Below are 23,534 nucleotides of genomic sequence, written 5' to 3'. Positions count from 1 at the left end.
ATCAGCTATCAGCTATCAGCTATCAGCTATCAGCTATCAGCTATCAGCTATCAGCTATCAGCTATCAGCTATCAGCTTCGATCCTATGCATAAGAGATGTCAACATTTTTGATAGCTCTTCCGTTTCACTCACCCAAGCTCTACCTATGGCAGCATCAATGTATTTAATCTCAATTCCGATATAAATTTGCGTTCGTGTTTCTGCTATTGACGATCTTGATATATCTAAAAAACGCACCCGTTCTTTTTTGCTGATTCTCGCCATACCTTCTGCGATGTTACTCGGTATTGATAAACCAGAACGTGTGAGCTGATTGCGAAAGCCAAAATCATTTAGATCTGTCGTTTCTTTGTAAATTTCGGCACTTAATCTTGCTGCTCGCTTCCATACCTCTAATTTTTCAAAATTCATACTTGCATCCTTTTAAGTATAAAAACTTTATATAGGCACGAATTTTTCAGAATGCAAATTTCAAACTGACGGCTGACCACTAACCCCTTCTTCTGAGATTAAATCAATAACAAAATCAGAATTGTACAAAAAACAACCTTATTTATTCGAGTTTATTGTTTACTTTACGCTAGAAATCGCTAGAATACGCCGGCTTAAATATATTCGTTCTTTTACAACCCAAAGGTAATGCTATGCATCCAATGTTAAACATTGCGGTTCGCGCTGCGCGTAACGCAGGCAAAATTTTACTTCGCGCAAGTGAAGATTTATCAAAAGTTGATGTACAACAAAAAGGCACTAACGACTTAGTGACTAACATCGACAAAGAAGCTGAAGCCGCAATTCGTGACACTATTTTAAAATCTTACCCTGATCATTGTATCGTTGGTGAAGAGCTTGGTGAGCACAAAGGTAAAGATGCAGATTACCAATGGATTGTTGACCCACTTGATGGCACAACTAACTTCATCAAGGGTATCCCTCATTTCGCAGTATCTATTGCACTTAAAGTTAAAGGTCGTTTAGACCAAGCTGTTATCTATGATCCAATTCGCGGTGAATTATTCACAGCATCACGTGGTCAAGGCGCACAGCTTAACAGCAAACGTTTACGCGTAACTAAAACTAACGAGTTAGCAGGTTCTGTACTTGCAACTGGTTTCCCATTCAAACAAAAGCACCACTTAGACGCATACTCTGAAGCGTTTAAAGCGCTTTTCGTACACACTGCTGATATCCGCCGTGCAGGTTCTGCGGCATTAGATATGGCTTACGTTGCAGCAGGTCGTGTTGATGGTTTCTTTGAAATTGGCCTTAAGCCATGGGACACAGCCGCAGGCGAGCTTTTAGTTAAAGAAGCGGGCGGTATGGTTGTTGATTTCGCAGGTGGTATTAACTACAACCAAAGCGGCAACATCATTTGTGGTGCACCTAAGTTAACTCAAGCGATCATTCGTGAAATTCGCCCAGTGTTAACTGAGTCACTACTTCGCTAAAAGCGGTTGTAATTATACCAAGCCGCAATATTACTTAATTAAGCGAATTGGTATCTAAAAAGGAGCTAAGGCTCCTTTTTTTGTGGCTGAAAATAATCGTTATCGAGTTTTATTTCTATGGCTTCACTTTCTTTAAACGGCAATTTAGCTAAGTCTTCAGCGAAGTAGCTAGCAAATAACTGTTCAAACTCGCCCGTGCTCTTCATCGTTGTCAGTCCTTTCATTAACACTTCAGCTAGTTCAGGCCTGTGATTACTAACAAAAAAGTAAAATGCTGTTGGATAACTGATATATAAGTTTGGCACTATAACCAGCTCATCACTTTTCACTTGCTCTAGTTCAGAGATCACTTCAATGAACGAACGCGGAAAATAATCAACTCGCCCTCTGATCACTAAACTAAACATCGCTTGATAATTTGCCAGCGGCCTGACTGTTAGGCCATTTTGCGCAAGAATTTTTGTATCCGGCCAATCATGCCCTTGAATTGCCGTTAAAGGCGCTAAGTCTTGTTTAGTTTTTACTGATTCGAAAAGTGGTAAAAATGCACGTTTCGTTAGTAGAGCTCGCTTACCAATATAACCCTTGAACAAAGGCACAGGTACTGCAATGGCAAGGTGTTCTCGCTCAGGGCTTGTCATGCTCCAAAATATATCTGCTTGCTTTGCATCAAGCATCAGTAAGGTACGTTGTTGATGAGGGTGTACTAATACCTCATTAATTTCTGCTTGGTAATTACCAGCACGTAAAGCCGCTGCCAGTAATTCATGAAGATAATAATCACGCTTGTAGAGCGGGCGCTGTTCAATCGCTAAATTCACCACATTTTTTGCTTCTGTGGTAAGGCTGTATCCTAGGCTAAGCAATACTAAAATTGCGCTACATAGTCGCTTCATTGTTATTTTTTGATAGTGTTTTTTTTAAGCTACACCTACTCAAATGTAGACACAAGCAAAACTTACTAAACTTAAATTTTCTTCATAGTCCGACAGATGCACTGTCATCTTTCGCACAACTAAGGCGCACAACAGCAGGTGCTGGTCGCCTTCTTTGGCAAACAAATAAATGGCTACTTTGATAACGCTTAGCCTCTTTTTTTGCATCTGTCGCCAGCGCAGCTACCTGATGACTATTAATACACAGCTCTAAATCTGGCTTAACTAACCCTATCGATAGTGTAAGTAAAGGCACAAACTGCTTTTTACCTTCTCGATTACTTGCCCAATAACCCCCTTGCTCAATATGTTCTGGGGTGAAAAAGGCGCGAGATTGGTGCTCAAATTTATTAATGATGTCATGGCACACTTGCTCTGCATCATTTTTATCAAACACGACCATAAAATCATCCCCGCCAATGTGTCCCACAAAGCCTTTACTCGTGCTGCACGCCTCGACAATAACCTCAGCAAGCAGCTTTATTACGCTATCACCACTGGCGTATCCGTACAGATCATTGAATTGTTTAAAGTGGTTTAAATCAACATAGGCTAGCGAGAACGGATAATTATTGCGAAGCCTTAGCTCAATTGCTTCGTTAATCGCGACATTACCCGGCAGCATTGTAAGCGGGTTAGCATGTTGTGCATGGCGGATTTTTTCTTCAGTAATGTGCTTTAAAATATTACGTAGGGGTGCCAATCCTAAGTATTCACCACTTCGGGTGATCACAATGTGGCGTCGAATATCAAACTCAAATTCGGTAATTTGCTGACTCACCGTATCGAGTAACTCGTTTTCGTCTACCACTAACGGCTGTTTATCCATTAAAGAAGTAACGGGTTGCTTATCATAAAGCGCATGCCCATATGGGGCAGCAAATACTTCGGTAAGTTGATCTCGGTGTAATAAACCAACAGGAATATTATGCTCTAGTACCGCAAGGCTCGTTAAGGTTTTATCTTGCTCAAAAATTTTATGAGCATCTTTACAGCGGGTTGTTGATTCAATACTTGCATGTTCAACGGCTAACCAGCCAATCGCCATAGACTGTTCAAAATTACTTTCAGTATCTGATGATTCTAAATGCTTTAGGCAGTGAATATTGATTTCGTAACTGGGCTGTAAACTTGGCCTTTCTAACAAAAAGCCTTGTGCATGCTGTACCCCTAAACTTTCGAGTAAGCGAAGCTCCTCTACACGCTCAATGCCTTCTGCTATTACTTGCGTATTGGTTGCTTTAGCAAGCTCAATAATAGACTTTAAAAATTCTTTTTTAACCACACTCTGGTCGCAATGATCAATAAAGTAGCGGTCTATTTTTACAAATTCAGGACATAACTCAGACCATTGTTTTAAGCCCGAATAGCCGGCGCCTAAATCATCAATTGCAATCGAAAAACCTAGCTCACGATAATGTGCAATAGTCTTTAACAATAAAAAGCCATCATCGACTTTTTCTTGCTCTGTAACCTCGATAACCACACGATTAGCAGCTAAACCGAAGTGCTCAACAAGGTGCAAAGTTTCACCTTTTGGATGACACGGATCGAGTAAAGTTTTAGGGCTTACATTTAAGAATAACTTACCTTGTAGGTTAAGCTTAACAAAGTTCTCAATCGCTTTACTGCGGCAAAGTAACTCTAACTCAGAGATTTTATGACAAGCAATGGCTTCGCTGAACAATGCACTGGGCATTTCTAACTCAGAATCTTTAGGCCCACGACTTAACGCCTCATAGCCCAAAATATGTTGATTAGAAATATCAAAGATAGGTTGAAACAAGGTTTCAATTGCACTGTTATCTAAGATCTGCTGTAGTTGTGCGCTCACCTTACACCTAGCATCAGTAATACAAATAGGCGACTAAATTAGCAACCTTGTATGACAATTTTATGGCAAGGCTATGACTAGCAATGACTACTCAGCAGCAATCATTTCTATCTGCTTGATGCGTGCAAAACTATCAATCATTTTTAACTTTGCGTGTTGGTAATCACTTTGTGCTAAATCTGCTTGTTGAGTTAGTGTATAGACCGCAAGTGGATTAAGTAATAGCTTTTGTGCGTGGTAGCAACTCGGCGCTGAGAATTCAGGTAGTTTGGGGAGCTCTTCTTGAGACCCGCCATTTTCTATTTGTTGCTGTTTAATCATGGCAATTTGCGCCATAACGTTTAGACTTTCTTCGCATTCTGGCAGTTGCTCTTTAAGATTTACAAACAACTGCTTTGATGAGCCGATTAAAGTTGTTACTGAGTCACTTATCTGCGTTGGCGTAGATTGGCTTTGTAATAAACTAACTACATGCCAAGCTAGGTTTTGATACATATCTAATTGCTGTCGCACATCACCACTTGTATTGCTGCTTTCAGGCTGCTGGGGTGATGGCTCTTCTGTACATGCAACAAGCAAACAAAGTGAACACGCGCTCAGCATTAGCTTTTTAATAAGTTTTCTCATAAATAACAGTATATTACCGCCTCGTCATTTAATTTATCTTTGCAAGTGAGTGAATGAGATGCCTTCAAGTAAAAGCAACGCAAACTAACTAAGCAAGGCCTCTCGCTAATAGCATTTATAAATGCAATAACGCTTCAGCAGTAGACTCATTTGTAATGAGGGAATTGATCATACCAGACTCTATTGCCCCGGCAATGGCTGGAACCTTGTTCTGCCCTGCAGCAATTCCTATTACATGTTTGTCTCGACGAGTAGACAAAGCAACGCTCGTTACACGCTGGTTTATGTCAGATTGAACGAGTTTACCATTACTATCAAATATCCAACTTATTACTTCACCTGTGGCACCCATAGCCTCAAGTGCCGCAAGCTCATGTTGTGTAATAAACCCATCTAAATGTAAAGGGGAGTTTATCCCCAAGTCACCAACCCCGACAAAATACACATCTGCTTGTAGGGCGAGCTCATGAACATTTTTTACATGCGTCAGCTGTTGCCATTGAGCTTTATCTGCTTGCGTACTAGCAATAACAGGAACAGGCATAGGAAAATGTCTTGCCCCTAAACGCTCTGCAACATGAATAGCAACATCATAACGACTAGCAGAACCATCCTGCGCTATGTTTCCAACCAACGAGACAATACGGTGCTGAGGGCACTGCATATTTGTAAGCTCATTAGTGCAAGCACGTAAGGCTCGTCCGGTCCCAAAAGCAATCGTCTTAGCTTGTCGGCTTTTTGCGTACCGTTCAATTTCAGCTGCACCGGCTTGTGAAAGACCCACAACAGAATCAGCATCACCCGGCACACTCGGAACCACCTCACACTTGAGTAAGCCGAAGCGTTGTTGAAGTAAATCAGCCAGTTCCATGCAACGTTTAATTGGGTGTTCAAGTCGGACTTTTATTAACCCTTTTGATACGGCCATTGCCACTAATCTTTGCGCAGATTGTCGAGATGTATTGAGCTGTTTAGCGATCTCGTCTTGTGTTTTTCCTGCAACATAATAAAGCCAACCAGCTCTGGCTGCTTCCTCTAATTTTTGGTTTTCAGTAATAGGGGGCAAAGCCATTATTTATACCTGTTTGGCCATTAATGAAAAAATTAACAGTAAAATGATTCACTGCACCAATCTATTCGTTTTTACTATTTTTGCAGATTAACATACAGAATCAGGCTTATTTGTATCAGACCCAACTATGCGCCAGCTATTATTGAGTTCTGGCTACTGATTTAAAAGATACCATAAATTTTAATAACATAGCCTGTTTTAAACTTAATAATATTACTACTCTAAAACAAAATTCAGGGTTCAAGGAAGTATTAGACATGATTTCTACCCTATTTTTACAGAGTAACCACCAAGCGACGATTAAATAAAGCCTTACTGAACAACAAACACAGTGCGGTAAAACTTAAAAAAACAGCACGTTAACTTATAAATCGTGCTGAATTTTATTGGTTTTGCAAAAAACTAGCGGGATATTTCTTAACTATTTTTTACAGCCATCTATTGGTTTTTACAGTCATCTATTGGCACGCAATATAAAGCTAGAGATTAGAAGTTAAAACTCAGCTGTAAACCCGCAATGATGGCATTCTCTTCATCGCGATCACCATTTGGATGAATAATGAATTGAACACTTGGCATCAACTCAATCGCAGGCGTAATTGCATAATTGTAGTTAAGCTCAATCGGGTATTCATGACTACGCACATTAAAATCACTATTTATATGATTTACATTATATTTATGCTGTGCATCAGTTAACTCTTTACTGACGCTGTTTCGCCCAATAGCTAATCCAATACGGTCATTAGGGCGACTAGCATATGGCGCTGTAATAAACCCTCCTATCGCGATCACTTCACCCACTGCGCTAATACTACTATCTGCATGAATCATACTCGCAAATACCCGTAATCCACCACCTGATGGGTTGCGTGTTATTTGCTGTTCAAGGTTAAAATAAAATGCGTTATCCGTATCTTCAATCGCAACAGCATCAATAGTCGAACCGGCCGGAAAGCCTGCTTCATTTACAAGCTTGGCTTTATCTAAGCTGCTACGCACGACACCAACTCGGTAATCCCCTTGCAAGCCATGCCCATAGTTCACTTTATATTCTAACTCTCCCACCACGGTGGTGCCGTCAATACCACCTGATGTATACAGCTTCAACCCTTGGTTCAACGACATTACTTGTGGGTTTGCATCGTAGCTACCTATTTTAAATAATAAGTTATCCGATAACTTATACGTTAATTGCGCCCCTAAAGTACTCAATGGATCACCATACCAACTACTACTCAAATAATTAGATGAACCACCACTGCAAAATGTTAAATGTTGAAAAGCGCAGCTCATAGCAAAAAAATCAGAGCTTGGATAAATTCGACCAACTTTAATACTGAGCTGATCATCGAACAGCTGTTGAGTTAATGAAAATTGTGTGAGACGAGTTACATTTCCTCGACCATAAATTTGCTGTGATTGAAGTAATGATGGAATACCTGCCTTGTTGTTTATTAGCTCACCATTTCGATTTGTAATTTCAACTTTAAACTCAGCTCCAGACCAACCAAAAAGCTTTTCAAGATCAATATATCCACCAACAAAAAATTGGTCAGCATAAGCCACCTCATTATCAAGACCGCCTTTCAAATTATGAGCAACCTGATTGAAATAGCCTAAACGAAAATCCATACCTCGCTGCGACAATTCAGATCGCGCCCCGCTCCAGTCACCTGTTATATATTTTTGTGCATCAAACGTTTCAGCCCCATGACTTGTAAAGGAACTTAAAACCAAAATCGCTGACATTGAAGGAATTAAACGTCGCTTTTTCACTGAACAACGAAAAAACAACATTTTTGATTTCTGTGTTACTGCAATCGATTGATTGTTATCCATGTATGTGTTCTCCATTTTAATTACGCTCGAGTGCTCTAAACTCATCGCCAAATTTTTACTACCACCTTTTACTTTGAGCAAACAAACACTAATTGAGCATATTCCCAACACATATAATATTTGTCAATAAAAACAGCAAGAGCTTGCCAAACATCGAAATGACTAATAACAGTATAAAATCACTAAAAAACAACATTAAGTCAGTTAAATATCACTAGAGTTATGATGAATGATGAACCTCCCTCTTTATCCACTCATTAACTTATTATTGACAAAACAATACACCAGTAGGATTATGCCCAAAGGCAACAACAATGCCCAAACAAATTATTTACCATGGAGTAGGTAATTTATTACAGTTGAATTAGACGCGTTGATCCATAACACACACCTTGTTTGAGTCGAGGTTTTCATATTTTTAGGAAGTTTTAATAAAAAAGAATCCCTTTAAAGAACATTAAAGAGCAGCACGTCATATGACTAACAGGGACAAGTACTTATGAAAAGTAATCAGGTCGATTTAAAAGGATTAGAAGAGGAACAATTACCGATTGCACAACACAAACTCAAAGGATGGAAGCACTTTTTAGGTCTATATGCAGGTGAACACGTAGCTGCAACGGAGTTTGTATTTGGTGCAACATTTGTCGCACTTGGCGCAACCATGACAGATATCCTCCTTGGATTACTGATCGGTAATATTCTTGCTGTATTGAGTTGGACGCTCATAACAACCCCCATAGCTGTAGAAACACGTTTAAGTTTATATACCTACCTACAAAAAATTGCTGGTGACTCAATGACCCGGCTATACAACTGGGCGAATGTAATTATATTTACTGTTATTTCTGCAGCCATGATTACAGTTTCTGCGACCGCAGTCCGCTTTGCTTTAAATATTCCGGCTCAACTTAACTGGTATCCAACTAACTCTTTATTTGTCATGGTTGTACTGGCTGTAGGGATCATTGTTGTACTTGTTGCCATGTATGGTTTTAACGCCGTATCACGCTTTTCAGGTATTTGCGCTCCTTGGTTGTTCGTGATGTTTATAAGTGGTCCATTAGTGCTTATGCCAGAGCTTGCAAATGCTGTTATTGGCCAAACAGTCGTCTCTAGCTGGGGAGACTTTATGCATATTGGCAGCATCTCTGTTTGGACGGGTCTTGATGCAAATGGTGAGCCCGGAATTGGTTTACTCGAAGTTATAGGCTTTTCTTGGGCTGCAAATACAATTACCCATTTTGGCTTAATAGACATGGCTCTTCTGCGCTATGCAAAGAAAAAAAGTTATGGGCTATGTACCTCTGCAGGCATGTTATTTGGGCACTATATAGCTTGGATCTCTGCAGGTATTATGGGCGCGGGGACTGCAGTTTTAGTGAAGAAGTCTATTGTTGAATTGGATCCCGGCGATGTTGCTTTTCACGCACTAGGCTTATCTGGGTTAGTGATCGTTATTGTCGCAGGATGGACAACTGCAAATGCCAACTTATATCGTGCAGGCCTTGCTGCTCAAGCTATTTTTAGTAATCAATCTCGAACTAGAACCACATTTTTAGTAGGTATAGTTACAGTCATCATTGCATGTTTTCCGTTTGTATTTACCAAACTATTGCCATTATTAACCTATGCAGGTCTCTTAGTTGTACCTGTGGGCGCTATTGTATTTGCTGAGCACTTCTTATTTCCAAAACTTGGGTTAACTCGCTATTGGGTAACATACAAACAGCTTCAGCACAGCTCTGCGGCTGTTTTATCATGGGCTCTGGGACTCGTCTTTGGCTTTACGTTGAATGCGATAGACATTATGCCTTTTTACTACTTATTCATCCCAACATGGATATTTAGCATCATCGTTTATATCCAGTTAGCTAAAAGATACGGAGCTGCTGATTCATACCCAGAACAAGAAGCTGAACTTGCTGCGTTTGATACACGTGTAAAAGAATTTCATGCCGAGCAAGCAGCTAAAGAGCCTCATTTCGCCATTGATCAGCGTGGATTTACCAAACTATTGTCAACACTTGCGTGGTTAAGCTTAGGTGTAACGATAGCACTGGCTACCAATACCATGTTCTTTTCACCTGATATCAGTTCATACGAGGCTAACCGAACATTATTTTTTAACATTGGATTTGCCTGCACAATTATCTATTTTGCTACAGCTTACTGGGCGATGCATCGTAGAAACCATTTTCAGCCAGCAAGTTTAAGGAGCTAAGATATGGACGTAATTTCACTACAGCAATCTACGTTGAGCTCATTACCCACCACAGTGGCAGTCCCAGAATATGACCGCCAAGCATTGCAATCAGGTATCGTTCACGTAGGGGTGGGTGGATTTCATCGCTCACACCAAGCTTTCTACACTGATAACTATATTAACCTTAGTGATGATTTACGCTGGGGTATATGTGGTGTTGGTTTACGTGAAGCAGACCGCTTAGTAAAACAACATCTAGAATCACAAGACTACCTTTACTCAATTTTGACGAAGCACCCTGATGGACATACGCAAGTGCAAGTTATTGGCTGCATGACGGATTTTCTAATGGCCCCTGACGACCCTGAAGCAGTCATTAGTAAAATGGCTGCTGACGAAACGTATATTGTATCATTAACAATTACCGAGGGAGGATATAACTACGATCCATCTAGCGGTGAATTTGACTTTACTAATCCTGATATTCAGCATGATTTAGCTAACCCAGATAAACCTAAGCTTATCTTTGGTTATTTGGCTGCTGCATTAGCACGTCGACGAAAAACCGATAGGCCGCCATTTACCATTCAGTCATGCGACAATATCCAACACAACGGCGACATTACTCGAAAAATGCTTGTTACTTATATTCGAGCATTCGATCACGGACTTGCCGATTGGGTCGAAAGCCATGTTTGTTTCCCCAATGCCATGGTAGATAGAATAACTCCAGCAACGGATCAAAGCGACTTAGCACTTGCTAAGAATTTGGGCATTATTGATAAATGGCCTGTTACTTGTGAACCATTTCATCAATGGGTGATTGAAGACAAGTTTAGTCAACAACGCCCAGCATGGGAACTTGTTGGTGCCCAGATTGTAGATGATGTAACACCTTACGAAACGATGAAGATTCGTCTACTTAATGCTAGCCATTCAGTGCTTGGCATTTTAGGTTCTTTACGCGGCTATCAAACTATTGAACAAGCAATCTGCGATCCTTTGTTCACTAAGCTTATAACCGAGTTTATGGATAAAGAGGTCACACCTATTTTAGATGCCGTACCGGGTATTGACCTTAGTGACTATAAAAAAACACTAATTGCCCGTTTTGCAAATCCAAATATCAAAGATAGCCTTACAAGAATTTGCTCACAAAGCGCAGCCAAAGTATCTACTTTTTTGGTACCAACAATTATGGAAAACCTCAAAAGCAACGGTAATACTGCTATTGCGAGTTTAGTTATTGCTGGATGGTGTTTATACAGTGATACGCATTTAACCCAAAAAGGAGAGCCTTTAGAGATCATCGATGATATGGCTGAAACATTACAACAGGCAGCTCATGCATCGCGAATTTCCCCGCTCGCTTTTCTGGAGCAACCGAGCATTTTTGGCGCACTTGTTGAAAACACGTCATTTTGTAATGAATATAAATCTTACATTAGTAAGCTCTATGCAGGTGTGGCTATTGAGCACATTATAGTATCACTATTAGATCAGGCTCAGGCGAAGCAAGTTTATAATTAGACGATAAAACGTGATTAGTGACTAGTTTTGTCACTTGAATGATTAAATATCATTGCCAGTGTATATAAAAACAAAAAACCGCCCTAAATTTAGGGCGGTTTTACTTTTTAACACTCAGTTAAGGCATAGGATCGAGATCCGCACCTTCTTTTTCAATTACTTCTGGAATTAAGTCTTCTTTACTTACACCCATTGCAATTGCTACAGCTGAAGCAACATACACAGATGAATAAGTACCGATGAATACACCAAATAGTAATGCAGTTGCGAAACCGTGGATCGTTTGACCACCCCAGCCAAATAATGCAATCAATACTAAGATAGTTGTGATTGATGTTACTAAGGTACGGTTTAACGTTTGCGTTAATGAAATATCGATAATTTCAATGGTGTCATCAATACGCACTTTACGGAAGTTTTCACGGATACGGTCAGAAACAACGATGGTATCGTTAAGTGAGTAACCTATTACCGCCAAGATTGCCGCAAGAATCGTTAAGTCAAACTCAAGACCTAGTATTGAGAATAAGCCTAATGTAATGATAACGTCGTGTAATAGTGCTGATACCGCACCTACTGCAAAACGCCATTCAAAACGAAACGCAACGTAAATTAAGATACAGATAAGTGCAGTTAACATGGCAAGGCCACCCTGCTCTTTTAGATCTTCACCAACACTTGGGCCAACAAACTCGATACGACGCATTTCTACTGTCGGCTCAACTTTTTGTAATGCCGTAATGATTTGGTTACCAATCACTTCTGCTTTTACGCCAGCACCTTGTGGAGCAAGACGGACTAGAATCTCTTTACTTGAGCCAAACAGCTGCACCGAGAAATCTTCAAAGCCGCTTTCTGTGATTGCATCACGTACTTCCTTAAGATCAGGTGCTTGAGTAAAGCCCACTTCAACAGCAGTACCGCCTGTGAAGTCGAGGCCGAAATTTAAGCCTTTAGTAAAAAACGATACGAAAGAAGCCAAAATCAACAAAGTTGATAATGTCATGGCAAACTTTCTTAACTTCATAAACGGGAGTGTTTTACCACCGAGTTTTAAAATTTGCATGCTGACTCCTAAATCGACAACTTATCAATACGCTTACCGCCAATGAATAAGTTGATTACCGCACGGGTACCAACAATGGCTGTAAACATAGAGGTGATAATACCAATCGCAAGTGTTACTGCGAAACCAGCAATAGGACCAGTGCCCACTGCAAATAGGATCACTGCTGCGATAAGCGTTGTGATATTAGCATCGAAAATGGTGCTAAATGCGCTGTCGTAACCAAAATGAACCGCTTGTTGCGGACTACGACCATCTTCAAGCTCTTCACGGATACGTTCAAAGATAAGTACGTTAGCATCAACCGCCATACCTACAGTTAATACGATACCTGCGATACCTGGTAACGTTAACGCAGCTCCTGGAATAAGCGACATTACACCGACAATTAATACTAAGTTAGCACCCAGAGCGATGTTTGCCACCATGCCGAAACCTTTGTAATAAAAAAGCATAAATACAAGCACAAACACGAAACCTAGCACAACCGCAGTCATACCCGCTTCAATGTTTTCTTGACCTAAGCTTGGACCTACCGTGCGTTCTTCAACGATTTGAATCGGCGCAACAAGTGCACCGGCACGAAGTAATAAGCTCAGGTTATGTGCTTCAGCTGGATTATCGATACCAGTAATACGGAATGAACGGTCAAGACGGGCTTGAATCGTCGCCACGTTAATCACTTCTTCAACTTTAATAGGTGGAAGTGCTTTACCGTTTTCATCTGTTTTACCTGATGGCTTATATTCAATAAATACTGTGGCCATGCGTTTGCCGATAGCACGTTTAGTGAACGCATTCATTTTTGCGCCACCTTTGCTGTCTAGCGTAATACTAACCTGTGGGCGCTGATACTCATCCATACCAGATTGCGCACCAGTAATGTGGCTACCTTCAAGGATGATGCGTTGCTTAAGTACCACTGGGTATCCATCACGTGCCATGATCACTTCAGTACCTGGCGGTACACGACCTTGTAAAGCGGCACCTGCATCGGCATTTTCGTCAACTTCACGGAATTCAAGCGTTGCTGTTGCACCTAAGATTTCTTTAGCGCGTGCAGTATCTTGTACACCCGGAAGTTGCACAATAATACGCTCAGCACCTTGGCGCTGTACGTTAGGCTCTGCAACACCGATTTGGTTAATACGGTTACGAATAATAGTTTCGTTTTGTTTGATAGCATAATCGCGAATTTCTTTTAGCTTTTGCTCGCTCATGCTGGCAAAAAAAGCGTTATCACTGCTGCTATCATCAATGTATACGTTTAACGGGTAACGAGTAGATAAGAAGCGCTCTGCGGCATCTTTGTCTTCTTCGTTACGCATCTCAACACGTAGACGCTCACTACCTGCTACTCTACGAATAGTGCGATAACGTAGCTTTTCTTCACGTAAGTCACTTTTGAAATCTTGTTCCATTTGCTCAAGCTGAGTATCAACCGCCGTCGCCATGTCGATTTCCATAGTAAAGTGAACACCACCGCTTAAATCTAGGCCTAGCTTCATCGGGTTACCACCCAATGCTTTTAACCACTCAGGTTGAGCCGGAGCCATATTGATTGCAGAGATGTAATCTTCACTAAGGGAATCACGCAGTATATCTTGCGCTTTTAGTTGCTCTTCAACATTCTTAAAACGAACCAGGATTTGTCCGTCTTCAAGTTTGCTTGATTTAACAGTAACGTTATGTTCTTTGAGGGTCGCATTTACTTTATCGAGTACGCTGAGGTCAGCATCAGTACCTTTAGTGCCCGATACTTGTATGGCCGGGTCGCGGCCATACAAGTTAGGTGAGGCATACAGAATACCAACGACTAACACAACAAGAACAAGTAAATACTTCCATAATGGAAACTTGTTTAACACGTGTGAGTCCTTATTTTTATTGTTATAGCGACTTCATAGTGCCTTTTGGCAATACTGCAGAAACAGCTGATTTTTGTACTGTTACTTCTGCTTGGTCGTTTAATGAAATCACGATGAAGTCTTTGTCATCAGCGATTTTAGCGATCTTACCTACTAAACCACCTTGCGTTAGTACTTCGTCGCCTTTTGCCATTGCGCTCATCAGGGCTTTATGCTCTTTTACACGTTTGGCTTGAGGGCGGTAAATTAAGAAATAAAATACCAAACCGAAAATACCCAACATGATTAGCATTTCCATGCCACCACCTGCTGGTGCTGCACCTGCCGCACTTGCGTGGGCGTTTGAGATGAATAAACTCATTTCACTTCCTCTTTAATTTTTCTAAAAATTTAATCTGATGTATCTGCAAGCTCTGGCACTTCTTGGCCGCGGCGTGCATAAAAATCTGCAACAAATTCGTCTAGTTTGCCATTACTGATGGCATTACGTAAGCCTTCCATCACGCGTTGATAATAACGTAAGTTATGAATCGTGTTTAGACGTGCGCCTAAGATTTCATTACATTTATCAAGATGATGCAAGTATGCACGTGAATAGTTTTTACACGTATGACAATCACACTCAGGATCCAGTGGGCCCGTGTCTGTTTTATGTACTGCATTACGGATTTTAACAATGCCACCCGTTACAAATAAGTGACCATTACGGGCATTACGTGTAGGCATTACACAGTCAAACATATCGATACCACGGCGAACCGCTTCAACTAAGTCTTCTGGTTTACCAACCCCCATTAAGTAACGAGGCTTGTCTTCCGGCATTTTGTAAGCACAGTGATCAAGGATATTGATCATCTCGTTTTTCGGCTCACCCACCGATAAACCACCTAATGCATAACCATCAAAGCCAATTTCTTCTAGGCCTTTTTGTGATTGTGCACGAAGCTCAGGGTACATGCCACCTTGGATAATACCAAATAGCGCTGCAGGGTTATCGCCATGACCTTCTTTTGAGCGTTTAGCCCAACGAAGTGATAACTCCATAGAATCTTTTGCTTCTTTTTCAGTCGCTGGGTATGGCGTACATTCGTCAAAAATCATCACGATGTCAGAGCCTAAATCGCGCTGAACTTGCATCGCTTTTTCTGGTGAAAGCATGATCTTTTCACCATTAACTGGTGAGCTGAACATCACGCCTTCTTCAGTGATTTTACGCATTGCGCCTAAGCTGAATACTTGGAAACCGCCTGAGTCAGTAAGAATTGGGCGATCCCAATTCATAAAGTCGTGTAAGTCACCGTGTTGCTTAATGATTTCTGTACCAGGGCGCAGCATTAAGTGAAAAGTATTACCTAGGCAAATTTGCGCGCCAGTATCTTTCACTTCGTCCGGCGTCATACCTTTAACGGTGCCGTATGTGCCTACAGGCATAAATGCTGGCGTTTCTACAACACCACGTTCAAAAATCAAGCGGCCACGGCGCGCTTTACCGTCAGTGCGGTCTAATTCAAATTTCATATTATCCTCAGTGTCGGAAAAACAGTCCAACAAGCTATAATTTAACCGCTCGATTCTACCCTGTTTGCAGCTTTATTACTATTAATTGGGCTAAATTCGAAAATAAAAAGCCCAGTTAAAAAACTGGGCTTTTTAAAATCTAAACTGTCGTTATTTTCGTGTTAAGAACATGGCATCGCCATAACTAAAGAAACGATATTTTTGCTCTATTGCGGTATGGTAGGCACCCATGATGTTTTCTTGGCCAGCAAACGCACTGACTAACATGATCAAGGTTGATTCTGGTAAGTGGAAATTTGTCACCATAGCATCAACCACGTTGAACTGATAACCCGGGTAGATGAAGATATCGGTATCACCAAAGTAGGTATCAAGTTTGCCGCCGTGCACTTTAGCAGCAGATTCTAACGAGCGAACTGAGGTAGTCCCTACGGCTATTACGCGACCACCTTTTGCTTTCGTTTCGGCTACCGCTTTAACCACATCATCAGGTACTTCGATGTACTCTGAGTGCATGACATGCTCATCAACTGAGTCAACACGCACAGGCTGAAATGTCCCCGCACCTACATGCAAAGTCACAAACGCCATGTTTATACCTTTGTCTTTTAATGCCATCATTAACTTGTCATCAAAGTGCAGGCCTGCCGTTGGCGCTGCAACAGCACCTGGTTTTTCACCATAAACAGTTTGGTAGCGCTCGCGGTCTGCTTCGTTATCAGGACGGTCAATGTAAGGTGGCAAAGGCATGTGACCAATGTCATTTAAGATATCTAATACATTTTCGTCTTTGGCAAATTCAAGCTCAAAAAGCTCGCCATGACGTGCAACCATGATAGCTTCGGCTTTACCTTCAAGAATAATTTTTGAGCCAGGTTTTGGTGATTTACTTGCTCGAACATGGGCAAGTACCCGATGTTCGTCAAGCACACGCTCAACTAATACTTCAAGTTTGCCACCCGACTCTTTTTGCCCGAACATACGTGCAGGAATTACTTTAGTATTGTTGAAAACGAGTAAATCATTTTCATTAACAAGTGATAAAATATCACTAAACACTTTATGTTCCACTTTCCCTGATGGGCCATCAAGGGTCAGCAAACGGCTGCTAGTTCGATCTGCTTTAGGAAAACGAGCAATTAATTCATCTGGAAGGTCAAAGCTAAAATCAGCTACGCGCATGGAGCATATCTCTCATTAATAAAAACGCGCCAAGTTTACTCTGATACGCCCACTACCTCAAGCAAAGGCCAAATAACCGCTTTTAGGTAAAGTTTGCTTGTAGATTAGGCAAAATGTCATTATTCTAGCTTATTCACTAAACATGGGTTCGTTAAGAGGTAGTAGCGCCATGGCAAAGCAGTTAAAACTGCTAATTTTGAACGCTAGCGTTGCAGAACGTGAGACGGTAAAGTCTACGCTCAATAAACTAAATGTATTTCAGTTTATCGAAGCAAGCGACTCTCAGGACGCGTTAAAAATACTCAAAAGTCACCCGGTGGACATTATTATTACTGGCCTTGAGGTTGGTAAAATTGATGGCTGGCGCTTTTCACGTATGATCCGCTCTGGATTGTTAAAAACACCTAAAAACACGCCTATCTTATTAACACCTCCTATATACTGCGAACGCATTGCCGAAACCACTGCGCGAAGCTACGGTATTGATGCCGTATTGCCATTCGAACGCCAAGATATGTTACCGCAAGTACTTGCCAATGTACTTTCAACCCATTTAGAAAAAAGTAGTCGCCTAAATTTACTGCTACTCGAAACAGACAGCCGCAAAGCACAAGATATAAGCAAACAACTAAAACTTAGCTTTGCGGTAACGCATACCACCTCAACTAAAGCGACGCTTGCAACATACTTACAGCATAAGTTTGCGATTGTTTTGATTGATGCCACTGAGTCACATTCTGATACTGCAGCTGGACTCATCAGCGAAATTTTGCAACATAATCCAAAACAAGCAATCGTAACCATTATTGATAATAATGATGCTGACTACGCTGAACAGTTATTATTATCGGGTGTGACTGACTTTATCCGTGCACCTTATGATCAATCACTGTTAAGTAAGGTGTGCGATCATGCTGCCCGACGCGAAGATTTTATGGTTAGCTATGCTGAGTTTGCGCAAAAGGTCGAACAGCTAAGCCAAAGCCAAAGTCGCTACAAAGAACTGTTTTCAGCGCACCAACGAATTTTATTGCACCTTAATACGGTTGTTCTTGAATTTGATCAGCACGGAAATATTCGCTTCATTAATCCTGCTTGGGAAAGTCTTACTGGTTATGGCATAAAATCAAGCTTATCAAAGTCACTCACAGATTTCTGTCTTCCAGAGTGTCAAACCAAGTTACAAAGTACAATTCAAAGTATTTTGCATGGTGGCGAGCAACAACAACAAGTTGAAATACAACTTAAACACAAAAATGGCAATGCAATTTGGGTCGAGTGCCGCTTACAACTGATTAAAAATAGTCAAAACTCGGCTACGATCACTGCAACCATTGATAATATTCATGAACGAAAACAAGCTGAACTTCAGCTTCGCCATTTAGCTTTACACGATACACTCACAGAGCTGCACAATCGTTATTACTTTGACCAACAATTACAGCGTATTTGCCAAGAGAAATACACTAATGACGATATTGAGCACGCACTTATTTATATCGATTTAGACCACTTTAAGATTATTAACGACAGTAAAGGCCATCAACAAGGCGATATTGTCTTAAAAGAGGTTGCCCAGCTATTTACCGCTAACATAAGCGAAGAGCATTTGATTTGTCGTATTGGCGGTGATGAATTTGCTGTTATCTTAAAAAATACCAACTTACTTGATGCACACTTAGTTGCTGAGAGCATTTGCGTTGCTATTGAAAAACACCAATTTCACTCTGAAGGGCAAATATACTCAATTAGCTGCTCTATTGGTTTGACACAAATTACAGCACAGAATAATGATCCCAGCGAATGCTTAAAACAAGCAGATATCGCGCTTTATGTGGCAAAAAGTTTGGGCCGAAACTTAGTTCATTGTTATTCCAAAGAAGACAGTAACCACAATAGCCTACAAGTTGGTTTAGAGTGGGGACATAGTATTCGTCAGGCTCTTCAGCAAAATGCCATCGAGCTTCATTATCAGCCAATCTGGGATTTTAAACGTAATCATGTTGCTTACTTTGAAACATTACTGCGCTTGAAATTAAATGATGAGCTAATTTACCCGAACCAGTTTATCCCTGCATTAGAGTTATTAAATGACACATTTTTGATGGACCAATGTGTTATTCGAAATGCTATTCAAAGTGTTGCAAAGCATCCAGAGCTTAATCAAATTGCTATCAATTTATCGGCGCAATCATTCTTAGATGAGCGTTTGCTTCCGCATATTGAATCAAGCTTAGAAGAGTATGAAGTGGCACCGAGCCGCATAATTTTTGAAATAACTGAGTCGGCAAGCATCAAAAACCTGACAGCAACCCGTGCGATGATAGAGCGTTTAAACGGCTTGGGCTGTCACTTTTCGATTGATGATTTTGGCACTGGATTTAGCACGTTCAATTATCTAAAACAATTACCAGCACAACATGTGAAGATCGATGGTTCATTCGTTCGCGACATGCTAAATGATCCTATCGATCTTGCTTTAGTTAAAGCCATTAACGATATTAGTCGTTCGCTTGATAAGCGTTCTGTTGCTGAGTATGTTGAAAATAAAGAAATATTTTTAGCATTAAAAGAAATTGGAATTGATTACGGACAAGGCTTCTTTATCGCCCGCCCAGTACCGGTTGAAAAAATTTCTGCTGAACTAAAAAAAATATCTGAAAATAATTTATTTAACTAACAATTAGCTAGCATTATAAAGTGAAAAAAAACGGCATTTTTGCTACTTTTTACCTATTTTTAGTACTTCCAAAGTCACGATACTCATCTATACTTAAATCCACAGCAGGAACTAATGTCGTATTTTTATAGTGATTACTTAAAAAATACATGACATTACCAATTACATTATACATACTGAAAATAACTTAATATTAATAAGTTCATGTATTAACGGTATAAAGGAGAAAAGTGATGACACAACTAATCGTTTTGTTGCTGTTCGTAAATTTAGGGATAGCGTATCAATGTTACCGTAATGCAACCTTCAAGGGGTATCCGGTAAAGATATTTACAGGCTTAGGTCTCGTGCCGTATTTTAATTTAGTCGTATGGGTTTATTTATTGTTTTTACCCGACTTGAAACCTTTTTCAATGAATGAAAAGCAGCCTCTCTAGGCTGCTTTTTAGTTGGGGAGCTAGCCAAGCTAAAAATTATAGCTTGATGCCTTTTCAAGCAGTTGCGTGGCTTTTATATCACCTTGCACACACTTTTTAATATCTGACTTTTTAAACACCTTAACCTGTTCACTTTTATCTTCGCTAATACCACGAATGACAAAACTAACATGCTCATCGTTTGGTAAGTTTCTTAAGCCACTACCATAATCACATAAGGTAAGCGATAAGCTGTTATTTACCTTTTGTACAAGCTCAGCTAATTGTTGCTGCTGCTCTTTCACCCGTGCTTGTTTTTTTTCAGCTAACTCTTTACGCATTACTTGTTGTTTTTGCGATAATTTTTGCTGCTGCTTTTCAAGTTCTTTGATTGCTGCTTGTAGCTCTTTTTTACGTTGTTCGAGCTCTTGATCTTTGGCGTCTTTGTCGTGACGACGGTCAAACTCCAAATCACGTTTTTCACGTTCAAGATCACGAATTTCACGGCTTATATCTCGCTCTTGTTCAGCAACATCACGCACTCGCTCAGCACTTTCACGCATCACTTCCATTGCTTGCTGGTAGGCTTCTTGCGTTTTCACTACCACGGCATCGCTTATTACTTGCACATGATCACCTAACACCTCAATTTCAGCCAGTTCTTCAAAGTCGATATCTGGCAATGGTGGAAGAGGCGCATCAGGTACAGACGCAAACACCGAAGACCACCGTGAACTACCTCGTACATCAAAGCTAAATACCACGCCTTGGTGTTGTAGATAGCTTGAAGTTACATTTCTTACCTTGTTATCGGTATCTTGTTTTAAAGCTGCGGTGAGGATTTTTTCCATGATCCCGACTTCTCGCTGAATTTTATCTAATTCATCGTTTGCTTGTGCTTGCACGCTTACGGCTGAGCAAAGCAATAAGGCAGCTGAGGTTAATGTGTATTTTGACATCTTAATACTCCAAGTTGTTGGCAACGGTTGGCATAGATCGGCCGTCCACTTGCTCTGCTAAATCATTTAACTGCATACGTAAGTACGCTTGGTCTTGAGCGCGCTGCGTTTTGATATAGGCAAGCACGCTAGCAATATCTTCTTGACGCTCTACTCGCCCAGTTTTAATCGCTTCTTTAGCCAGCTGGTACATCTGCTGCTGTTGCACTTCATTTTGTGCTGTAAGAATGTTTTGCAGCTGATCAATTTGCTTTTGTTGTGACTCTAATAAGTTGGTTTGTTTAGCGACTTGCTCAAGTAATTGCTGGTTTTGTTGCTGCGGATTACTAACAAAAAGCCACGCACAAAACGCAATTGATGCCGCCATTGCCCACATACCAGAGCCAAAAAATACGTTAGCTTTTTGCACTTTCGGCATACTTGATTCTCTGTCCCAGTTTGGTACTGGCACCGTTTCATAGTCTTTACTTTGTTGTTGCCACTGCATCGCATTGTTCATCATTAATGCATACTCAGCATTAGCTTGCAGCAAGGCTATTTGCTCATCAGTTAAGCTCTCACCTTCTAACCATGCGGTAAATAATGAATCTAAATTAGCCATCTACGGCCTCCAAATGCACTTTTAATTTGCCAAGCGCACTGTATAGTCTTGATTTAGCTGTATTGGTCGAAATGCCTAATTGCTCAGCTATCTCTTCAAATGTACAGTGCTGAAAAAACTTTAACTCCACCACTAAACGCTGCTCCCAGGGTAAATTATTCATCATTTCTTTTAGTTCATGATGCTGCTCAGATTGCAGTTGATTCGTTTCTAACTCGCTACGCTCACAGCTTTCTTCTGGCGCAGAATCCAAACTTTGATGCAATTTACGGCGACGATAATATTCGACACTACGCCGATGCACTATTTGATAGAGCCAAGTATTAAAGCTCGATTCACCACGAAAGCTCGGTAAGCTTTTATACACAGAAATAAACACTTCTTGCATCAAATCCATTGCATCATCGGGATGGCTTAACATCCTTAGGCAATAGTTATATACCTGTGTTTCGTGCTGCTTGACTAATTTCAACCACGCCCGTTTATTGCCCTGTTGCGCTTTGGCAATTAATGTTTCAAGTGATTGAAAAAACACGCTAGCCTCGTCATCTGATCTGCCTTTAATGGTTTTGTTATTATGTTAGTCGAGGGAAGGAAAAAAATAGTTTGTTTAAATAACAAAAAACCCCAAATTTTTTATTTGGGGTTTTTTATTTGCGGTTTTTTATTATTCGTCACACTGACCATCTAAGCTACATTGCCTATTAAGAAACAGCTCTAACTGCTGACTAAACAGCCTAAAGTCTCTGATCCGGCCTGTGGTTTTACGCCATACAATACCAATATCACGGTACGCATCGCTCTGGGATGGCGTAGCAACCATTTCTTTCTTGTCTAAAATGCCGGCATTAATAGCCATTTGCGGTAAGAAAGTCACACCTAGCTGGTGCTCAACCATACTTAACAAAGTATGTAAGCTTGCCGCTTCAAATGGATTAATACAACTTGAACGATTCAAGTGGCAGGCACTTAGCGCATGGCCAGTCATACAATGCTCACGCTCTAGTAAAAACACGCTGGCATCCGGTAGTAGATTAAAATCTTCCACCCCAGCTGCAGGCGTATAGTCTTTGTGATGCACCAAACTAAAGTGATCTTTTGCAAGCACTTGAGTATGGAATTTGTCAGTATCATACGGCAATGCAAGCAATGCCATATCAATTTGGCCATGCTCTAATTTATCGAGTAGCTTATCACTGGTATCTTCAACCAAGACTAACTCTAACTCAGTAAAAGTTTGTTTGCAGAAATGATATAAAGGCGCGGCAATGAAGCTGGCAATCGTTGGGATCACGCCAAGGGTGAGCGTGCCGCTTAACGGTGTCAAAAAGCTTTTTGTTAGCTCTTTTAGGCTTAAGGTATCGTCTATAATTTTACGAGCTTTCTCTACGACTTCTTCACCGATAGCTGTAAACATTAAACTGCGATTTTCACGCTCAATAAGCTGACAACCTAACGTTTCTTCTAAGTTTTGAATTGCACTACTTAATGTAGATTGGCCAATAAAACAGGCGCTGGCTGCGCGGCCAAAGTGTTGATGCTGATGGACTGCTAATAAATACTGTAGCTGTTTTATACTTGGTAAGTTATTCATATTCTGTTTTTATACCAAATCGCTTAATTAAGTGATCTATTTTGAGGCAATAAAACCTCGTTAATAACAAGGCAAAAATTTCGCTATTAAGTTGCTCTTAATGAGAAATCTTTAACGCAGATAGCGACAGGTTTATCCTTCAAAATGATTAAATA

The 23,534-nt window shown here is 40.6% G+C and carries 20 protein-coding genes; 5 read left to right on the top strand and 15 right to left on the bottom strand.

Translation table 11 applies throughout. The annotated features are described in order from the left end of the window. Window positions 1-64 precede the first annotated feature (64 nt). Complete coding sequence (locus tag ACSFVZ_RS12775; RefSeq protein ID WP_295512140.1) at window positions 65-412, bottom strand: four helix bundle protein; 348 nt, start codon at window positions 410-412, stop codon at window positions 65-67. 233 nt (window positions 413-645) lie between these two features. Between ACSFVZ_RS12775 and suhB the strand changes: the two genes are divergently transcribed. Then, window positions 646-1,449 (top strand): inositol-1-monophosphatase, encoded by an 804-nt coding sequence (gene suhB / locus ACSFVZ_RS12770; RefSeq protein ID WP_135923326.1) that lies wholly within the window; start codon window positions 646-648, stop codon window positions 1,447-1,449. Window positions 1,450-1,514: 65 nt separating this feature from the next. Here the strand turns inward: suhB and ACSFVZ_RS12765 are convergent, their stop codons facing one another. The 5 genes from ACSFVZ_RS12765 to ACSFVZ_RS12745 form a co-directional block, all read right to left on the bottom strand. Next, window positions 1,515-2,345 (bottom strand): substrate-binding periplasmic protein, encoded by an 831-nt coding sequence (locus ACSFVZ_RS12765; protein ID WP_135923325.1) that lies wholly within the window; start codon window positions 2,343-2,345, stop codon window positions 1,515-1,517. An 82-nt stretch (window positions 2,346-2,427) separates the two neighbouring features. Continuing rightward, on the bottom strand, window positions 2,428-4,218 hold the full coding sequence (locus ACSFVZ_RS12760; RefSeq protein WP_253038468.1) for a GGDEF domain-containing protein: 1,791 nt from the start codon (window positions 4,216-4,218) through the stop codon (window positions 2,428-2,430). Window positions 4,219-4,305: 87 nt separating this feature from the next. Further along, window positions 4,306-4,845, bottom strand: coding sequence for a hypothetical protein (locus ACSFVZ_RS12755; RefSeq protein WP_435558992.1), 540 nt, complete (start codon window positions 4,843-4,845; stop codon window positions 4,306-4,308). Window positions 4,846-4,960: 115 nt separating this feature from the next. Further along, window positions 4,961-5,917, bottom strand: coding sequence for a sugar-binding transcriptional regulator (locus ACSFVZ_RS12750; protein WP_135923322.1), 957 nt, complete (start codon window positions 5,915-5,917; stop codon window positions 4,961-4,963). A gap of 486 nt (window positions 5,918-6,403) precedes the next feature. Then, window positions 6,404-7,759, bottom strand: a complete 1,356-nt coding sequence (locus ACSFVZ_RS12745; protein ID WP_435558991.1) for a carbohydrate porin — start codon at window positions 7,757-7,759, stop codon at window positions 6,404-6,406. Window positions 7,760-8,258: 499 nt separating this feature from the next. Here ACSFVZ_RS12745 and ACSFVZ_RS12740 point away from each other — a divergent pair, with 499 nt between their 5' ends. After that, window positions 8,259-9,983 (top strand): purine-cytosine permease family protein, encoded by a 1,725-nt coding sequence (locus tag ACSFVZ_RS12740; RefSeq protein ID WP_435558990.1) that lies wholly within the window; start codon window positions 8,259-8,261, stop codon window positions 9,981-9,983. A gap of 3 nt (window positions 9,984-9,986) precedes the next feature. Further along, window positions 9,987-11,495, top strand: a complete 1,509-nt coding sequence (locus ACSFVZ_RS12735) for a mannitol dehydrogenase family protein (protein WP_435558989.1) — start codon at window positions 9,987-9,989, stop codon at window positions 11,493-11,495. A gap of 118 nt (window positions 11,496-11,613) precedes the next feature. Here the strand turns inward: ACSFVZ_RS12735 and secF are convergent, their stop codons facing one another. The 5 genes from secF to queA form a co-directional block, all read right to left on the bottom strand. After that, window positions 11,614-12,561 carry a protein translocase subunit SecF gene (gene secF, locus ACSFVZ_RS12730; RefSeq protein WP_135923319.1) on the bottom strand — a complete coding sequence of 316 codons (948 nt, stop codon included), beginning with the start codon at window positions 12,559-12,561 and terminating at the stop codon, window positions 11,614-11,616. 8 nt (window positions 12,562-12,569) lie between these two features. After that, window positions 12,570-14,429: a protein translocase subunit SecD gene (gene secD, locus ACSFVZ_RS12725; RefSeq protein WP_135923318.1), complete on the bottom strand. Its 1,860-nt coding sequence runs from the start codon at window positions 14,427-14,429 to the stop codon at window positions 12,570-12,572. Between the two features lie 22 nt (window positions 14,430-14,451). Continuing rightward, the gene (yajC, locus tag ACSFVZ_RS12720; protein ID WP_036973302.1) at window positions 14,452-14,790 is read right to left on the bottom strand and encodes a preprotein translocase subunit YajC; all 339 of its coding nucleotides are present in this window, start codon (window positions 14,788-14,790) and stop codon (window positions 14,452-14,454) included. Window positions 14,791-14,819: 29 nt separating this feature from the next. Then, a complete protein-coding gene (gene tgt, locus ACSFVZ_RS12715; protein ID WP_058583935.1) occupies window positions 14,820-15,947 on the bottom strand; it encodes a tRNA guanosine(34) transglycosylase Tgt in 1,128 nt (375 codons plus the stop codon). A gap of 150 nt (window positions 15,948-16,097) precedes the next feature. Further along, a complete protein-coding gene (gene queA / locus ACSFVZ_RS12710) occupies window positions 16,098-17,129 on the bottom strand; it encodes a tRNA preQ1(34) S-adenosylmethionine ribosyltransferase-isomerase QueA (RefSeq protein ID WP_235403756.1) in 1,032 nt (343 codons plus the stop codon). A 169-nt stretch (window positions 17,130-17,298) separates the two neighbouring features. On the opposite strand from queA, the gene ACSFVZ_RS12705 reads away from it, so the two are divergent. Beyond that, window positions 17,299-19,809, top strand: coding sequence for a two-component system response regulator (locus ACSFVZ_RS12705; RefSeq protein WP_435558987.1), 2,511 nt, complete (start codon window positions 17,299-17,301; stop codon window positions 19,807-19,809). A gap of 233 nt (window positions 19,810-20,042) precedes the next feature. Then, the gene (locus tag ACSFVZ_RS12700; RefSeq protein ID WP_135923315.1) at window positions 20,043-20,246 is read left to right on the top strand and encodes a hypothetical protein; all 204 of its coding nucleotides are present in this window, start codon (window positions 20,043-20,045) and stop codon (window positions 20,244-20,246) included. 29 nt (window positions 20,247-20,275) lie between these two features. Here the strand turns inward: ACSFVZ_RS12700 and ACSFVZ_RS12695 are convergent, their stop codons facing one another. The 4 genes from ACSFVZ_RS12695 to ACSFVZ_RS12680 form a co-directional block, all read right to left on the bottom strand. After that, window positions 20,276-21,184, bottom strand: coding sequence for a hypothetical protein (locus ACSFVZ_RS12695; RefSeq protein WP_235383118.1), 909 nt, complete (start codon window positions 21,182-21,184; stop codon window positions 20,276-20,278). A gap of 1 nt (window position 21,185) precedes the next feature. After that, window positions 21,186-21,785: a hypothetical protein gene (locus tag ACSFVZ_RS12690; protein WP_138556703.1), complete on the bottom strand. Its 600-nt coding sequence runs from the start codon at window positions 21,783-21,785 to the stop codon at window positions 21,186-21,188. Next, window positions 21,778-22,320, bottom strand: a complete 543-nt coding sequence (locus tag ACSFVZ_RS12685; protein ID WP_135923312.1) for an RNA polymerase sigma factor — start codon at window positions 22,318-22,320, stop codon at window positions 21,778-21,780. Before ACSFVZ_RS12685 ends, ACSFVZ_RS12690 begins: the two co-directional genes overlap by 8 nt. Before the next feature lie 132 nt (window positions 22,321-22,452). Then, entirely contained in the window at window positions 22,453-23,379 is a 927-nt protein-coding gene (locus ACSFVZ_RS12680) for a hydrogen peroxide-inducible genes activator (RefSeq protein WP_235383119.1), read from the bottom strand. Between the last annotated feature and the right edge of the window lie 155 nt (window positions 23,380-23,534).

The sequence above is a fragment of the Pseudoalteromonas nanhaiensis genome (assembly GCF_051235485.1).
Taxonomy (GTDB): domain Bacteria; phylum Pseudomonadota; class Gammaproteobacteria; order Enterobacterales; family Alteromonadaceae; genus Pseudoalteromonas; species Pseudoalteromonas lipolytica_C.
Note: the sequence above shows the minus strand (reverse complement) of the source record. Positions and strands in the feature narration are given on the sequence as shown.

Excerpts from the sequence above, each read along its gene's own strand:
- ACSFVZ_RS12735 (WP_435558989.1), top strand. The coding sequence starts at position 9,987 with ATGGACGTAATTTCACTACAGCAATCTACGTTGAGCTCATTACCCACC.
- ACSFVZ_RS12740 (WP_435558990.1), top strand. The coding sequence starts at position 8,259 with ATGAAAAGTAATCAGGTCGATTTAAAAGGATTAGAAGAGGAACAATTA.
- ACSFVZ_RS12750 (WP_135923322.1), bottom strand. The coding sequence starts at position 5,917 with ATGGCTTTGCCCCCTATTACTGAAAACCAAAAATTAGAGGAAGCAGCC.
- ACSFVZ_RS12695 (WP_235383118.1), bottom strand. The coding sequence starts at position 21,184 with ATGTCAAAATACACATTAACCTCAGCTGCCTTATTGCTTTGCTCAGCC.
- queA (WP_235403756.1), bottom strand. The coding sequence starts at position 17,129 with ATGCGCGTAGCTGATTTTAGCTTTGACCTTCCAGATGAATTAATTGCT.
- suhB (WP_135923326.1), top strand. The coding sequence starts at position 646 with ATGCATCCAATGTTAAACATTGCGGTTCGCGCTGCGCGTAACGCAGGC.
- ACSFVZ_RS12745 (WP_435558991.1), bottom strand. The coding sequence starts at position 7,759 with ATGGATAACAATCAATCGATTGCAGTAACACAGAAATCAAAAATGTTG.
- yajC (WP_036973302.1), bottom strand. The coding sequence starts at position 14,790 with ATGAGTTTATTCATCTCAAACGCCCACGCAAGTGCGGCAGGTGCAGCA.
- tgt (WP_058583935.1), bottom strand. The coding sequence starts at position 15,947 with ATGAAATTTGAATTAGACCGCACTGACGGTAAAGCGCGCCGTGGCCGC.
- ACSFVZ_RS12700 (WP_135923315.1), top strand. The coding sequence starts at position 20,043 with ATGACACAACTAATCGTTTTGTTGCTGTTCGTAAATTTAGGGATAGCG.
- ACSFVZ_RS12755 (WP_435558992.1), bottom strand. The coding sequence starts at position 4,845 with ATGAGAAAACTTATTAAAAAGCTAATGCTGAGCGCGTGTTCACTTTGT.
- ACSFVZ_RS12765 (WP_135923325.1), bottom strand. The coding sequence starts at position 2,345 with ATGAAGCGACTATGTAGCGCAATTTTAGTATTGCTTAGCCTAGGATAC.
- ACSFVZ_RS12690 (WP_138556703.1), bottom strand. The coding sequence starts at position 21,785 with ATGGCTAATTTAGATTCATTATTTACCGCATGGTTAGAAGGTGAGAGC.
- ACSFVZ_RS12775 (WP_295512140.1), bottom strand. The coding sequence starts at position 412 with ATGAATTTTGAAAAATTAGAGGTATGGAAGCGAGCAGCAAGATTAAGT.
- ACSFVZ_RS12680 (WP_235383119.1), bottom strand. The coding sequence starts at position 23,379 with ATGAATAACTTACCAAGTATAAAACAGCTACAGTATTTATTAGCAGTC.
- ACSFVZ_RS12705 (WP_435558987.1), top strand. The coding sequence starts at position 17,299 with ATGGCAAAGCAGTTAAAACTGCTAATTTTGAACGCTAGCGTTGCAGAA.
- secF (WP_135923319.1), bottom strand. The coding sequence starts at position 12,561 with ATGCAAATTTTAAAACTCGGTGGTAAAACACTCCCGTTTATGAAGTTA.